Source organism: Brevundimonas sp. (assembly GCF_013912005.1).
Classification (GTDB): domain Bacteria; phylum Pseudomonadota; class Alphaproteobacteria; order Caulobacterales; family Caulobacteraceae; genus Brevundimonas.
The window spans coordinates 94,950-109,193 of the sequence record NZ_JACESB010000003.1 but is presented as its reverse complement, the minus strand read 5'-3'; the positions used below and the strand labels follow the sequence as shown (position 1 = coordinate 109,193).

Below are 14,244 nucleotides of genomic sequence, written 5' to 3'. Positions count from 1 at the left end.
AGTGTGCCATTCCGGGCCAATGTCGGGAACCGCTGGGCAGGCCGTCGCCAGAAGGCGCATCGAGCAACAGGAACTGGACGCGATCTGCGCGCGGCACGACCGCCTGTGGCAGGCGCGGCCGGGCGGCGCGCGCGCCGTCTTCGCCTGGATGGACCTGTCCGGGCTGTCGCTGGCCGGCCGCAACCTCGCCGACGCGGATTTCGCGGCCGCCTCCCTGATCGGCTGCGACCTGACCGGGGCCAAGCTCGACAACGCCACCTTCTTCGGCGCCGACATGCAGGACGCCGTGCTGGTCGAGGCCAGCCTGCGGCGGGCCGATCTGCGCGGCGCCTGCCTGCGCGGGGCCGACCTGACCGGCGCCGACCTGTTCGAGGCCGACCTGCGCGAGGGCACCATCGCGGCCGCCGACGCCCGGCTGGGATTCCGGGTCATCGAGGCCCGCAGCCAGCGCGACACCGAGGCCCAGGGCGCCTGTCTCGCGGGGGCGAACCTGGCCCGCTCCAAGCTGACCGGCGTCGTCGCCGTCGCGGCCGATTTCTCGGACGCGGTGATGAAGGACTGCAAGCTGGTCCGGGCCAATCTCAAGCAGGCCAGCTTCCGCGGCGCCGACCTGGCCGGGGCCGACCTCTCGGGCGCGGACCTGTCCGGCGCGGACCTGCGCGACGCGGTGCTCGTCGGGGTGAAGTCCACCCTGTGGCGCACAGACGGGGCCGACCTGTCCGGGGCCCTGACCGACACGCACTCGGCCGGCGCGCCGGTCGGCAAGATGCCGGCGGCGGAGATGCTCGCCGACCACGCCCAGTGGTGCGAGACCGGCGGGGCCGCCGGTTCGCCCTCCGTGTTCGACGGGGTCGACCTGCGCGCGCTGAAGTCGATCCGCGGCTACAATCTCACCGCCCTCTCGGCCAAGGGCGCGGTCTTCTACGGCCTCGACATGGAGGGGGTGCAGCTGCAGGGCGCCCACCTCGAGGAGGCCGACCTGCGCTCGGCGAACCTGCGAAGCGCCGACCTGCGCGGGGCGCGACTGGCCCGCTCCCGCCTCAATGGCGCGGATCTGCGCGAGGCGCAGCTCGGTCCGTTGCTGATCGCCGCAGACCGGGTGCTGCCCGCCGACCTGACCGGGGCCTGCCTGAAGGGCGCCGATCTGTCGGGCGCCGATCTCAATCGCGCCAACCTGACCGGAGCCGACCTCAGCCGCACCACCCTCCGCGGGGCGTGCCTGCGGCAGGCGGTGATGACCGGGGCCGTCACCCACGGCGCGCGCGGACTGGAGCCGGCGGTTCCGGCGCTGGAGGCGGCCGGCTGAGCCGTCGCGGGCTGCGCTGCACCGGACGCGAAAAAAAGGGGACGACGCGGGCGCCGTCCCCTCGATGCGATCAGGCTGTGAAGCCCGTCAGGCCGCCTTCGCCTTCTTGCCCTCGATCAGCGGCTTCGAGGCGCCCGTGCCGATCTCGATGCGGCGCGGCTTCAGCGCCTCCGGCAGTTCGCGGGCCAGGTCGATCGACAGCAGCCCGTTCACCAGATCGGCGCCCTTGACCACAACGTAGTCGGCCAGCTGGAAGCGACGCTCGAAGTCGCGCTCCGCCAGCCCCCGGTGCAGGAAGGTGCGCCCGCCCGAGGCGTCGTCATTGGCCGTCTTGCGGCCGGTGACGGTGAGCAGGTTTTCCTTGACCTCGATGTTCAGCTCGTCGGGCGCGAAGCCGGCGACGGCGATCTCGATCCGGTAGGCGTTCTCGCCTGTGGTTTCGATGTTGTAGGGCGGCCAGCCGCTTTCCTGGCTGGTGCGCGCGGCGCTTTCCAGAAGCGAGGCCAGACGGTCGAAGCCGACGGCCGAGCGGTAGAGCGGCGAGAAATCATAGGTACGCATGTCATCCTCCTGAGGATCAGCAAGGTTGAGCCGGCCCTGCGGTTTGGGCCCGGACCGGCGGTGGGGGTTCGGATCGCCCGGCCCGTGATCGGCGCCGGTCTCTCCGGAGGACCCGTGACGGCGTCCTCGCACAGGGATTTGGGATGCGCTTTCGCCGCGTCAAGAGCGCGCGACCGCGCCGCCGGGGCGGAAGCCGCTTGTCCGTCCGGCGAGGCGCGTTAGGGTTGCCCGCCCCTTCCCCGGAGACCGCCATGCGCCTGTCCGCTTTCGCCGCCGTCGCGGCGCTCGCCCTGCCGACCCTCGCAGCGGCCCAGACCCTGCCGGCCATGCCCTCGCTCGACGAGACGCCGGCCCAGCGCGCCGAACGCCGCGCCGCCATGCTCCCGCCCGAGCACCACGAGGACGCCGCCCTGCAGGCGGCGGTCGCCTCGGAAACGCGCCCCGCCGCCGACCGGGCGCGGGACGCCTGGCGGCATCCGTTCGAAACCCTGACCTTCTGGGGCCTGCGTCCGGGCCTGACCGTGGTCGAGATCGAACCCGGCCGGGCCGGCTGGTGGCGCAATATCCTCGAGCCGTACGCCGCCGCCACCGGCGGGCGATACGTGGCCGTGAACCGGCCGCTGGAGGGGATGGGCGTGGAGGACGGGACGGCGGACCTGATCGTCGTCGCCCGGGCGCTGCACAACTGGCATCGCAGCGACCGCACGGCGCCCTACATGGCCGCCTTCTTCAAGGCGCTGAAGCCCGGCGGGGTGCTGGCCGTCGAGCAACACCGCGGCCCGGAGGGGCTGAACCCCGACGACACCGCCCCGACCGGATACGTGTCCGAGAGCTACGTCATCCACGCCGCCCGGGCCGCCGGCTTCGTCCTCGACGCGCGCAGCGAGATCAACGCCAATCCGCGCGACGACCATGACCATCCCTACGGCGTCTGGACCCTGCCGCCGACCCGCGTCAGCGCCCCCCGCGCCAACGTCGCCACGGACCGCCCCACGCCGCTCACCGACGCCGAGCGGGCGGCGTTCGACGCCATCGGCGAGAGCGACCGGATGACCCTGCGATTCCGCAAGCCGGACTGAGGCGCGGCGTTTTGACCGGACAGGGGAACAGGGTTAAGCCCGGACCGGCGAGGCCGCCGTCGATCCGCCTCGCGGGGGTATTGCATGGGTGAGAAGAACCAGGACCGGCGTTTCTCGCCGTCGCGCCGGGGCGTTCTGGCCGGTTCGGCCGCCGCCGCCGCCGTCCTGACCCTCTCCGCCTGCGGCCGTCGCGAGAAGACGGCCGAACCGCCGCCCGCGCCCGAGGGGCCGCCCAAGGGGTCGCTGGAGTGGGCGGTGCAGGGGCCGTGGCGCGCGCAGGACCGGGATCGCGACCAGTGGCGGCATCCGATGGAGACGCTGCGCTTCTTCGGCCTCCAGCCGCGGATGACCGTCGTCGACTTCTGGCCGGGCAGCGGCTGGTACACCGAGATTCTCGCCCCCTATCTGGCCGAGGGGGGCGGCAAGTACATCGCCGCAGGATTCCAGACGGGCCCCGGCGCCGATCCGGCCCAGGTCGCCCTGATGGCCGCCTTCCAGGAGCGGTTCACCAACGACCGGGCGCTCTACGGCGAGATCGAGCTCAGCGCCTTCGGGCCCACCTCCGGGCCGGTTGCGGCGCCCGGAACCGCGGACCTCGTCCTGTTCATGCGCAACATTCACGCCTGGATGGCCGCCGGCATCGCCGAGAAGGCCTTCGCCGACGCCTGGGCGGCCTTGCGCCCCGGCGGCGTGCTCGGCGTGGAACAGCATCGCCTCGGCCCCGAGGAGGATCAGGACCCTGCGGCGGCGAACGGTTATGTCCAGGAGGCCTTCGTCCGGCAGCTGGCGGCCGAGGCGGGCTTCGCCTTCGTCGCGTCGTCCGAGATCAATGCGAACGAGAGGGACACCAAGGACCACCCGTTCGGGGTCGACACCCTGCCGCCGATGCGGCTGACCGCGCCCCGGGGCGCGGCGCCCGACCCGACCTTCGACCGCGCGAAGTATGACGAGATCGGCGAGAGCGATCGCATGACCTTGAGATTCAGGAAGCCCGAGTGAACCGAGCCGTCGCCTATGCCGCCAACGCGCCCCTGATGGGGGTGCCGGGCGCGTCCGCGCCGCCCGGAGGATCGGGCGAGTGGTTCCGCGGCGCGGGCGGGCTGCGCCTGCGCGCCGCCTTCTGGACGCCGTCGACCCTTGTCGCCGCGAAGCCGCGCGGGACGGTCGTGGTCAGCCCCGGCCGCACCGAGCCGATCGAGAAATACTTCGAGCTGATCGGCAATCTGCTCGCCCGCGGCTGGTGCGTGCTGGCCCATGACTGGCGGGGGCAGGGCCTGTCCGCGCGGCTGCTGCCCGACCGGCTTAAGGGACACGCCCGCGCCGTGGAGGAGTTCCTCGACGACTACGCGCGTCTGCTGGACGCCTTCGAGACGCGTGCGCCGCGGCCCTGGGTGATGATCGGCCATTCGATGGGCGCGGCCCTCAACCTGCTGACCCTCGAGTCCGGCGAGGCGCGGTTCTCGGGGGCCCTGCTGGTCAGTCCGATGCTGCGCATCCGCACCGGCAAGCGGTCGATGTGGTCGGTGAAGCTGGCGGTGCGCTGGAACCTGCGCCACGGCAAGGCCGGCGACTACGTTCTCGACGATCCGGACGACCCCTTCGACCACACCTTCGAGAAGGACGCCCTGACCTCGGACGAGACCCGCTACGAGCAATGGCGGCAGCAGCTCTACGCCTGCCCGCACCTGGCGGTGGGCGGTCCGACCTGGGGCTGGCTCGCCTTCGCCCTCGACGCCGGCGAGCGGGCCCTCAAGCCCAAGGCGCTGAAGTCGGTGAAGATCCCCGTCGCGGTGGTGCAGGCGGGCGAGGACGACCGGGTGTGGAAGCAGACCAGCAAATGGGCGGCGCGCCGGCTGGGCCGGGGTCGCTACGTCGAGGTGCCGGGGTCGAAGCACGAGGTGATCATGGAGACGGACGACCGCCGGGCCGTGCTCCTCGAGGAGTTCGACGCCATGGCCGCCTATGTGGCGCCGGTCGAGGATCTGTCGCCGGTCGCCTCCGCCGACGCGACGACCGCCGGAACCGCCGCCTGACCGCCGCCGGGCCTAGCGGCCCGCCCGGCGCAGGGAGACGAGCGCCTGCTCGCGGATGCGGGCATCGCCGACGGCGAGGATGCGACCGTCGTCGCGCGGGGCCTCGCCGGTCCAGCCGGTGACTTCCCCGCCCGCCGCCTCGATCACGGGGACCAGGGCCGACCAGTCCCAGACCTTCAGACCCGTCTCCGCCACCAGGTCGATCCGGCCCGCCGCCAGCATGGCGTAGGCGTAGGCGTCGCAGCCCAGCCGCGCCAGCCGCGCCGCCGCCCGCACCTGGGTCCAGGCCCCCAGTTCGGGCCCGGTGAACAGGTCGGGATCGGTGGTGGCGATGACGGCGTCGGTCAGGCGTTCGCAGGGGCGGGTCCGCAGCGGCGTCTCGTCGCCGTTCCGGAGCAGCCGCGCCCCGGAGGGACCGCCGAGGAAGATCTCGTCGAGGTAGGGCTGGCCGATCACCCCGACGGCGGGCCGACCTTCCCGCCGCAGGGCGATCAGGTTGGTCCACAACGGGAGCCCGGCGATGAAGGCGCGGGTGCCGTCGATGGGGTCGAGGACCCAGACATGCGCCGCATCCGGCCGGTCCTCGCCGTACTCCTCGCCGATCACCCCGTGGTCGGGGTAGCGGGCCTCGATCAGCCGGCGCATGGCCGCCTCCGCCTCGCGGTCGGCGTGGGTGACCGGGTCGAAGACCCCCGGTCCGCCCTTGTCGAAGGCCTCGCACTCGCCCCGGAACCACGGCGCCGATACGCGGGCGGCCTCGCGGGCCAGTTCAACGGCGAAAAGCTCGTACTCGGTCATGGGAGTGGCGAGTGGCGAGCCCCGGGCCGCGAGTCAATGCGCCGCGTGTCCGAAGCGGCGGGCGGTCGGCAAGAGCCGCGACATCCGCCGCTCCCGATCCGCCGCCCGGCCTCAGGCGCCGCCGCCGTCCGTGTGCAGCGACTTGGCCAGGTCCAGCAGGCGGCGACGGGGCTTTTCGTCGAGCTGGTAGTAGGCCTGGATCAGGTCGAGCGTTTCTTTGCGGGAAAACATCTCCCCGCCCTGGCTGGCGGCCTCCCGGCGCTCGATGGCCTCCTCGAGACCGTCATAGAAATAGCTCACCGGCGACTCCAGCGCCTCGGCCAGCTGCCACAGGCGGGCCGCCGAGATGCGGTTGGCGCCGCATTCGTACTTCTGGATCTGCTGGAAGCGGATTCCCACCTGGGCGGCCAGCTGCTGCTGGGTCAGGCCGAGCAGGCGGCGGCGGCGGCGCAGGCGGCGGCCGAGGTGAAGGTCGATGTCGGAAGCCATGATCCCGTTTTCCCCTTTGCTCCCCGTCCCGAAGCGGGACGGTTCCCCCTCCGGGCGGCAAGCGGCGTGCCGGGCTCCCCTCCTGCGTGAGAACCCCCGAACCGGGTTCGTCCAGTCGCGGCAACCGTTACGCTGGCGGCGCATTTAGGCCGCATCGATCATCGCCTTGGAAGGAGCGAAGTATGAGCGGATTTGGCATCATCGCCTGGATCATCATCGGCATTGTCGCCGGCTGGCTGGCCGAGCAGATCATGGGACGGAACCATGGGCTGCTGACCAACCTCATCGTCGGCGTGGTCGGCGCCCTGATCGGCGGGTTTCTCTACAACACCCTGCTGGGCGGCGACGCCGGAGGGAACTGGATCATCGGCGTCATCGTGGCCACCATCGGCGCCGTGATCCTGCTGTTCCTGCTGGGACTCGTGAAGCGACGCGCCTGACGCCTCCGTCGGACGAAAAGAAGGGCGGCTCCCGACGGAGCCGCCCTTTTTCATGCGCGGGGCGCCGGATCAGGCGCCCGGTTCGTCGTCGGCCGGCTCGTCGTCGTCAGTCGGCTGGTCATCGTCCATTGCGCCGGCCGGGTCCTGGCCCTGGGAGGCGGGAGCCGGGGCTGCGCCTTCACCCGGAGCCGGCGGCTGGCTGGCCGAGGGAGCGGCGGCCGGCTCGGCGGGCTGGGCCGGCTGCGCGGGCTGGCCCGGCTGCATCGGATCTGCCGGCGTCGCAGGCGTCGCGGGCGTCGCAGGGGCGGCCGGCGCGGGCGGCGTGGTCCCGGTCTGGCCGGGGGCTCCGTCAGTGATCGCCGGGGCGCTCATGAACTCGCCGCTGCTGAAGTCGACCACGATGGCGTCGCCGTCCTGGCGAATGCCGCCGATCGGCACGCCGCGCAGCTGGCCGTCGGAGCCGCGGACGGTCAGTTCCTGGCCGGAGGGGCCGTTGCGGACGCCTTCGAGGCGACCCAGCTCGGCGCCGGCGGAGTCGCGCACGACGGAGCCGGGCTGCAGGGTGAGTTGCTCGGGCTGGGCGGCCGGCTGCTGTTCGGCGGCCTGGCCGGCGGGCGGGGTCTGCGGGGCCGTGCTGTCCTGGGCGAACGCCGGAGCGGTCATGAGGAACAGGCCGGCGACCCCGGTGAGAAGCGCGGTCTTGCGCATGGTGTCAGCCTCTGATCTGGCGCGGGCCGGATCGCCCGCCCCGAACCAACACCGGCTGTTTCGGTTTGTTTCGGCGGCCCCGAAATGACCTTGGCTGCGCCGGAATTGGCCGGTTCCGGCGCCGGATCGGCCGCAGAGCCGCCCCGCCGCCGCCCCGATCTGCGGCCTAGTCCTCGCGGACGCGCTTCTTGCGGAAGCTCGGGTTCAGCACCGCCTTGCGCAGCCGGATCGACTTCGGCGTCACCTCGACCAGTTCGTCGCTCTCGATGTAGGCGATCGCCTGCTCCAGCGACGGTCGGCGCGGCGGGGTCAGGCGCACGGCCTCGTCCTTGCCGGCGGCGCGGACGTTGGTCAGCTGCTTGCCCTTGATCGGATTGACGTCGAGGTCGTCCGAGCGGCTGTTCTCGCCGATGATCATGCCCTGGTAGGTCTTCTCGCCGGCGCCGACGAACATCACGCCGCGCTCCTCGAGGTTCCACAGGGCGTAGGCCGCGGTCTCGCCGTCGGAGTTGGACACCAGCACGCCCTTCAGGCGGCCCTCGATCGCGCCCTTGTGCGGCTCGTAGTGGCTGAACACGCGGTTCAGCACGCCCGAGCCGCGGGTGTCGGTGAGGAACTCGCCCTGGTAGCCGATCAGCGACCGCGACGGACAGGCCAGCTGGATGCGGGTCTTGCCGGCGCCCGACGGGCCCATGTCCTTGAGCTCGGCCTTGCGCGCCGACAGCTTCTCGATGACCACCCCGGTGAACTCGTCGTCCACGTCGATGACCACGTCCTCGATCGGCTCCAGCCGTTCGCCGTTCTCGCCGGTCTGGTAGACCACGCGCGGACGGCTGATCGACAGTTCGAAGCCCTCGCGGCGCATGTTCTCGATCAGCACGCCCAGCTGCAGTTCGCCGCGCCCGGCCACGTCGTAGGCGTCGGCGCCCGGCGTCTCGGTGACGCGGATGGCGACGTTGGCCTCGGCCTCCTTGAGCAGGCGGTCGCGGATCACGCGCGACTGGACCTTGTCGCCTTCGCGCCCGGCCAAGGGGCTGTCGTTGACGCCCACGGTCATGGAGATGGTCGGCGGGTCGATCGGCTGGGCGTCCAGCGCCTCGGTCACTTCGAGGGCGCACAGGGTGTCGGCCACGGTGGCCTTGGACATGCCGGCGATGGCGACGATGTCGCCGGCCTCGGCGCCCTCGTCGACCGGCTGGCGCTTCAGGCCGCGGAAGGCCAGCACCTTGGTGATGCGGCCCTGCTCGATCTGCTTGCCGGTGCGGTCCAGCGCCTTGATCGGCATGCCGGGCACGGCCTTTCCGCTCTCGATGCGGCCGGTCAGCAGGCGGCCCAGGAAGGGATCGCTTTCGATCAGCACGTTCAGCATCCGGAACGGCTGGTCGAGGTTCTCGGCCACCGGCGGCGGCGGCACGTGGTCGACGATCAGGTCGAACAGCGGCGCCAGGGTCTCGGACGGCTGGTTCAGGTCCAGCGTCGCCCAGCCGTTGCGGCCCGAGGCGTAGATGTGCGGGAAGTCCAGCTGCTCGGGCGAGGCGCCGATGGCCTCGAACAGCTCGATGGTCTCCAGGTGCACCCGGTCCGGGTCGGCGTGGGTGCGGTCGACCTTGTTGATGCACAGGATCGGCTTCAGGCCCATCTTCAGGGCCTTGGTCAGCACGAACTTGGTCTGCGGCATGACGCCTTCCTCGGCGTCGACCAGCAGCACGCAGCCGTCGACCATGCCGAGGATCCGCTCGACCTCGCCGCCGAAGTCGGCGTGGCCGGGGGTGTCGATGATGTTGATCCGGGTCTCGCCCGCCTTGCCGTTCCACAGCACCGAGGTGGCCTTGGCGAGGATGGTGATGCCGCGCTCGCGCTCCTGGTCGTTGGAGTCCATGGCGCGCTCGGTGGTCGCCTCATTGGCGCGGAACACGCCGGACTGGGCCAGCAGCTGGTCCACCAGGGTGGTCTTGCCGTGGTCGACGTGGGCGATGATGGCGACGTTGCGCAGGTTCATTTTTCGATATCAGACGTGCAGGGCGGCCGGCGTGGCGGGCCGCTGGGAATGGCGACGGTGCGGGGAGCGCGCGCCTCTTACAGGGGCGAACGGCGAAACGCCAGTGCGCGGCGAGCACGCCTGGCGGAAGGACGGCACTGTCGCGCGAAAAAGGGGCGGCCCGAAGGCGGTGCGGATCCGCCGCCCGCCCCGCCCATCCATCCCGATCCGGACGGACCGTCGCAGAGGCGGGGAAAAACCGACACCCGGCGGCAGCAAAACCGCCGACGAGGTGATGCAAGACTCGGGCATTCCGGCTGCGGGACGGCGGCGGGGGCGTCATGACCGGGATCAAGCCAGACGGGTGGTCGGCCGCTGTGGCTCCGACCCGCGGACGAGGCGGATTGCGGCGGCGGGCGGCGCGGGCCGCGACCCGGCTGCGCCTGTTGGCCTCCACCCTGCCTCGCCTCCATGACCCGATCAGCCTGTGCCTGGCCGCGGTCGTGGGCTTCAGCCTCGTCTTTCTGGCCTTTCCCGGCCTCGATCTGGCCGCGAGCGAGCTGTTCTACCGGCCCGGAGCGGGCTTCGTCCTGAGCCAGGACCCCCTGCTGCGGGCTTTCCGCAAGAGCGCCGACCTCAGCCTGGCGATCCTGCTGACGGGACTGACGGGTCGCCTGGCCTGGCTGGTCGCCCGCCATGGAGCCGACGCCCTCGCCCGCGCCCGGCGCACGGTCTTCCTGCTCGCGGCCCTCGTGGTCGGGCCCGGCCTGGTGGTCAACGGCCTGCTGAAGTCGTGGTGGGGGCGGCCGCGGCCGGTGATGGTGGACCTGTTCGGCGGCGAGGCCCCGTACCAGCCCGTCTGGCGCATCAGCGACTGGTGCCAGTCGAACTGTTCCTTCGTCAGCGGCGAGGCCTCGTCCGCGACCTGGCTGGTCGCCGCCCTGGTTCTGGTTCCGCCGCCCCTGCGCCCGGTCCTGGCGCCGCCGGTGATCGGCTACGCCGTCCTGCTCTCCGTCAACCGCCTCGCCTTTGGCGGCCATTTCCTCTCCGATGTCATACTGTCATGGACGATCAGCGGATTGATCTTCGCGATTCTGTTCCGGGCCATGGTCAGCGCCCCGGGCCTCGCCCGCCGGGCGCGGGTCCGGGCCTGGAAGGGCGGGGCCCCGGTCACGGCCTGACGGCGCGGCTGACCGACGGACCCGAGCGCCGCCCCTGGCTGACGCTCGCCCTCGCCATCCTCGGGATCACCGTCCTGCGCCTCGCCGCCTCGGCCGTCTCGGCGGCCGAGCTCTCGGTCGACGAGGCCCAGTACTGGAGCTGGGCCCAGCATCCGGCCTGGGGCTATTTCTCCAAGCCGCCGATGATCGCCTGGCTGATCGGCCTGTCGCAGGCGGTCTGCGGCGCCGGCGAGGCCTGCGTCCGGGCGCCGTCGGCCCTGGCCTGGGCGGTCACGGCGGCCGCGACGGCCGCCGTCGCGGGGACGCTCTACGGGCGCAGGGCGGCGGTCTGGGCGGGTCTGGCGGCCCTGCTGGCCCCGGGGGCGGTCTATTCGGCCCGGATCATCTCGACCGACGCCCCGCTGCTGGCCTTCTGGGCCCTGGCCCTGCTGGCCTGGGTCCGGCTCAGGGCGGGGGGGCATCCGGCCTGGGGCGGGCTGCTGGCCCTGGCCTTCGGCGCGGGGCTGCTGTCCAAATACGCCATGCTGTATTTCGTCGGCGGCCTGCTGGTCGCCGCCTGGGCCGATCCGGCCTCCCGCGCGGCCCTGCGCCGCCCGCCGGTCTGGATCGGCCTGATCGTCGGGGCCCTGTGCCTCGCGCCGAACCTGGCCTGGCAGGCCGGCCACGGTCTCGCCACCCTGCGGCACACCGCGGACAATGTCGGCGGCGGCGGGGCGACGCCCGGCCTCGCGGACGGGCTGGCCTTCCTCGCCGCCCAGGCCGTGCTCGCCGGCCCGGTCGTCTTCGCCGCCGCCTGCGCCGTTCTGTGGAGGGCCGCGCGCGGGAGCCGCATCGACGGGAACGACCGCATGCTGCTGGCCTTTTCGGCGCCGATCATCCTGCTGGTGACCGGCGTGGCCTTCATCACCCGCGCCCACGCCAACTGGGCCGCCACGGCCCTGGTCGCCGTCTTCGTGCTGGGCGCCGCCGTCCTGGCGCGGCGCGGCGCGCGCGGCTGGATGGCGGGCGGACTCGCCTTCGGCCTGCTGCTGCAGATCGCCCTGCCGCTCGCCGACGCCAACGCCGACCGGCTGTCGGTCGGCGGGCGGGCCGTCTTCGAGCCGGTCCTCGGCTGGCGCGCCTTCGCCGAAACGGCCGGCCGTCAGGCGGAGCGGGCGGGGGCCGCCGTCATCGTGGCCGAAAGCCGCCGCGACGCCGCCGCCCTGCTCTACTACGGGCGGGACCGGAAGACCGGGGTCGCGGTCTGGCCCTCCCCGGGCGCGCGGCCGGAAGACCATTTCCAGATGGAGCGTCCCCTGACCACGGCGGCGGCCCGGCGCGGCCCCGTGCTGGCCGTGTCCGGCTGCCCCGGCCGCGACCGCTTCGCCGACTGGGAGCGGGTCGATGATCTGGGCGAACTGACGGCCGCCAGCGGGCCTGGTCGGAGCCGGCGCTGGCGGCTGTATCGCCTCGAGGGCCCGCCGGCGGCGATCTCCAGACCGCCGCCGTGCGATCCGCGGCGCTGATCAGACCTTCGCTGACCGCCCGCGCACCCAGGCGTAGAGACCGAAGGCGAGCGCCGCGAAGGCCGCGATCCCCGCGGCCATCGCCGGCCAGGTCGAACCCTCGGGCAGCATGGCGAAGGGCGCCTCGTTGTCGGTCGCCACGATGACGCCGGCGGTCATGACCAGGAACAGGCTTTCCCCGACGATCAGGCCCGAGGCCAGCAGCACCCCCATGCGACGGCCGACGTCGGCGAACCGCGTGCCCTTGATCGCCTTCTCGTAGAGCCAGCCGCACACCGCCCCGACGACCAGCATGGTCGTCACCGCGGCGGGCAGGTAGAAGCCGATGCCTACCGCCAAGGGCGGCAGCTTCATCCTGCCCTTGGTCGCGCCGTGCAGCGCGGCGTCGAGGACGATGATCACGACGCCGATCGCCGCGCCGAGGCCGATCAGGTCCCAGCGCAGGTCGCCGCCGATGACGCCGCGCGCCAGGGCCGAGATCAGCGTCGCCTGGGGCGCCGCCAGGGGCTCGTCGGCGATGCCCGCCGGTCCGCCGGCGAAGCCGAAGGCCTGGTTCAACAGGTTGAGGATCAGCGGGATGACCACCGCCCCCGCGCCGACGCCGACGATCAGGGCCGTCTGCTGCCGCCACGGCGTGGCCGCCACCAGCTGACCCGTCTTCAGGTCCTGAAGGTTGTCGTTGGCGATGACCGCCACGGCGAAGACGACCGCGGTCACCAGCAGGGCGAAGGCGATCACCGAGGGATCGGCGGGCAGGCCGGCCAGGGCCAGCACGCCCAGCATCAGCGCCGAGGCGATGACGATGGCGAGGATGCCCACCCCTGACACCGGGCTGTTCGAGGAGCCGATCAGGCCCGCCATATAGCCGCAGATGGCGGCGACGGCGAAGCCGATGAGAACGACATAGATCAGGCCGCCGCCGACCAGCAGGGCGGTGGACCCCGCCAGGGTCGGATTGCCCTGGGCGAACCAGGCGAGCAGTCCGCCGATGCCGAGCAGGCAGGCGACCGACAGGCCGGCGACGATGTTGATCGGAATGTCCTGTTCGGTCCGGTCCAGCACCTCGCCGCCCTGGCGGCGGCGGTTGGCGGCGAGGGCCGAGGTCAGGCCGGTGACCAGCGGTCCGGCCAGCTTGATCAGGGTCCAGATGGCGGCCACGCCGATCACGCCCGCGCCCATGAAGCGGACTTCCTGGCCCCAGACGGTTCCGGCCAGCTCCTCGGCCGGCGCCCCGGCCGGAAGCCCGGCCGCGACCGACGGAACGCCGTTGGCGGTCAGCCAGGCGACGGTGTCGGGCGAGGTGAGGATCGGCACGGCGATGCCCCAGGCGAGGATCAGGCCGAACAGCTGCGCCAGCCCGACTGCCAGGCCGATCAGATGGCCGGCCCCCAACAGGGCGAACTGCATGCCGAAGCCGAGCCCGGTCGCCCCGCCGCCCAGCGCCGCCGGCAATTTGATGAACCGCGCCGCCTCTCCGGCGAACACCCGCCCCGCCACCAGCAGGGCGTAGGCCGCGGAGACGATCGCGCCGGTGACCACGACCCACAGGCCCGCCGCGTTCTCGCGCACGGCGCTCTCGGTCTGCTCGGCCCCGCGCGACCCGACCGCAAGGACCTCGGCCGCCGCCCGGCCCTCGGGATAGGGCAGGTCGCTGTTGACCACCAGGGCCCGGCGCAGGGGGATGGAGAAGGTGACGCCCAGCACGCCGCCGAAGCCGCAGATCAGCACCGACTCCCAGAACGGGAACTCCAGCCACCAGCCGACCATGACCAGTCCGGGCAGGACGAAGATGATCGCGCTCATGGCCCCGCCGACCGAGGCGACCGTCTGCACGGTCATGTTCTCCCAGATCGTGGAGTCCCTGAACAATCGAAGGACCGCCATGGAGATGACCGCCGCCGGAATGGCCGAGGCGAAGGTCAGTCCGACCTTGAGGCCGAGGTAGGTGTTGGCGGCGGTGAAGATCACCGCCAGCAGGCAGCCCAGGGCCAGGGCGCGCAGGGTCAGCTCGATGCGCTTGCCGCCGGCGGCCGCCGCGGTTGTTTCGGTCATGGATCCCTCTCCCGGTGTCAGCGGGGAGGAAAGCGCGAAACGGCGAAGCCGCCAAGCAGGTTCCGGGTTTCAGGCGCCAGGTTCTGGAGTAGGAGGTCCCAGGGCCCGCTCGTG

Annotated in this window: 13 protein-coding genes; 7 read left to right on the top strand and 6 right to left on the bottom strand. The window is 72.4% G+C overall.

Translation table 11 applies throughout. The features are described 5' to 3' along the window. The first annotated feature begins 19 nt into the window (after positions 1 to 19). Complete coding sequence (locus tag H2038_RS03635; RefSeq protein ID WP_292109261.1) at positions 20 to 1,306, top strand: pentapeptide repeat-containing protein; 1,287 nt, start codon at positions 20 to 22, stop codon at positions 1,304 to 1,306. A gap of 87 nt (positions 1,307 to 1,393) precedes the next feature. Here H2038_RS03635 and H2038_RS03630 read toward each other — a convergent pair whose 3' ends face one another. Continuing rightward, positions 1,394 to 1,867 (bottom strand): Hsp20 family protein, encoded by a 474-nt coding sequence (locus tag H2038_RS03630; RefSeq protein ID WP_292109260.1) that lies wholly within the window; start codon positions 1,865 to 1,867, stop codon positions 1,394 to 1,396. 251 nt (positions 1,868 to 2,118) lie between these two features. Between H2038_RS03630 and H2038_RS03625 the strand changes: the two genes are divergently transcribed. The 3 genes from H2038_RS03625 (at position 2,119) to H2038_RS03615 (ending at position 4,979) form a co-directional block, all read left to right on the top strand. Continuing rightward, complete coding sequence (locus tag H2038_RS03625) at positions 2,119 to 2,946, top strand: methyltransferase (protein ID WP_292109258.1); 828 nt, start codon at positions 2,119 to 2,121, stop codon at positions 2,944 to 2,946. Between the two features lie 84 nt (positions 2,947 to 3,030). Further along, positions 3,031 to 3,945, top strand: a complete 915-nt coding sequence (locus H2038_RS03620) for a methyltransferase (protein ID WP_292109256.1) — start codon at positions 3,031 to 3,033, stop codon at positions 3,943 to 3,945. Continuing rightward, positions 3,942 to 4,979: an alpha/beta hydrolase gene (locus tag H2038_RS03615; RefSeq protein WP_292109255.1), complete on the top strand. Its 1,038-nt coding sequence runs from the start codon at positions 3,942 to 3,944 to the stop codon at positions 4,977 to 4,979. Before H2038_RS03620 ends, H2038_RS03615 begins: the two co-directional genes overlap by 4 nt. 12 nt (positions 4,980 to 4,991) lie before the next feature. Here the strand turns inward: H2038_RS03615 and hisN are convergent, their stop codons facing one another. Together hisN and H2038_RS03605 are read right to left on the bottom strand one after the other, a co-directional pair. Next, positions 4,992 to 5,777 (bottom strand): histidinol-phosphatase, encoded by a 786-nt coding sequence (gene hisN / locus H2038_RS03610; RefSeq protein ID WP_292109253.1) that lies wholly within the window; start codon positions 5,775 to 5,777, stop codon positions 4,992 to 4,994. A gap of 111 nt (positions 5,778 to 5,888) precedes the next feature. Continuing rightward, positions 5,889 to 6,266, bottom strand: a complete 378-nt coding sequence (locus tag H2038_RS03605) for a helix-turn-helix domain-containing protein (protein WP_292109251.1) — start codon at positions 6,264 to 6,266, stop codon at positions 5,889 to 5,891. Between the two features lie 182 nt (positions 6,267 to 6,448). Here H2038_RS03605 and H2038_RS03600 point away from each other — a divergent pair, with 182 nt between their 5' ends. Further along, complete coding sequence (locus H2038_RS03600) at positions 6,449 to 6,706, top strand: GlsB/YeaQ/YmgE family stress response membrane protein (RefSeq protein WP_292109249.1); 258 nt, start codon at positions 6,449 to 6,451, stop codon at positions 6,704 to 6,706. A 69-nt stretch (positions 6,707 to 6,775) separates the two neighbouring features. On the opposite strand, the gene H2038_RS03595 is transcribed toward H2038_RS03600, so the two are convergent. Beyond that, on the bottom strand, positions 6,776 to 7,414 hold the full coding sequence (locus tag H2038_RS03595; RefSeq protein WP_292109248.1) for a hypothetical protein: 639 nt from the start codon (positions 7,412 to 7,414) through the stop codon (positions 6,776 to 6,778). A gap of 166 nt (positions 7,415 to 7,580) precedes the next feature. Continuing rightward, entirely contained in the window at positions 7,581 to 9,413 is a 1,833-nt protein-coding gene (gene typA / locus H2038_RS03590) for a translational GTPase TypA (protein ID WP_292109247.1), read from the bottom strand. A gap of 425 nt (positions 9,414 to 9,838) precedes the next feature. Between typA and H2038_RS03585 the strand changes: the two genes are divergently transcribed. Both H2038_RS03585 and H2038_RS03580 read left to right on the top strand, forming a co-directional pair. After that, on the top strand, positions 9,839 to 10,573 hold the full coding sequence (locus H2038_RS03585) for a phosphatase PAP2 family protein (protein WP_292109245.1): 735 nt from the start codon (positions 9,839 to 9,841) through the stop codon (positions 10,571 to 10,573). Then, the gene (locus H2038_RS03580; RefSeq protein WP_292109243.1) at positions 10,456 to 12,078 is read left to right on the top strand and encodes a glycosyltransferase family 39 protein; all 1,623 of its coding nucleotides are present in this window, start codon (positions 10,456 to 10,458) and stop codon (positions 12,076 to 12,078) included. Before H2038_RS03585 ends, H2038_RS03580 begins: the two co-directional genes overlap by 118 nt. On the opposite strand, the gene H2038_RS03575 is transcribed toward H2038_RS03580, so the two are convergent. Then, positions 12,079 to 14,130, bottom strand: a complete 2,052-nt coding sequence (locus H2038_RS03575) for an OPT family oligopeptide transporter (protein WP_292109242.1) — start codon at positions 14,128 to 14,130, stop codon at positions 12,079 to 12,081. Positions 14,131 to 14,244: the final 114 nt, after the last annotated feature.